At 55.3% G+C, this 266-nt stretch carries 1 pseudogene; it reads left to right on the forward strand.

Going from position 1 to position 266, the window contains the following annotated elements:
- Positions 1–266, forward strand: a pseudogene (locus V5P19_RS23750) (chloride channel protein); the annotation flags it as partial.

Here is a 266-nt window from a genome sequence, read left to right on the forward strand (position 1 = left end):
CGCTTGTTGGGCTGGCAGCGGTTGCTTTTGACAAAGGTGTCGCCTGGTTGCAGAACCAACGTATGGGGGCGCTGGTACATACTGCTGATAATTATCCGCTTCTGTTAACCGTCGCTTTTCTCTGTTAGGCGGTGCTGGCGATGTTTGGCTACTTTTTGGTGCGCAAATACGCGCCGGAAGCAGGTGGTTCGGGGATCCCGGAAATTGAAGGGGCGCTGGAAGATCAACGTCCCGTTCGCTGGTGGCGTGTATTGCCGGTGAAGTTC

The sequence above is a fragment of the Enterobacter sp. UNJFSC 003 genome, assembly GCF_036903355.1.
GTDB lineage: Bacteria > Pseudomonadota > Gammaproteobacteria > Enterobacterales > Enterobacteriaceae > Enterobacter.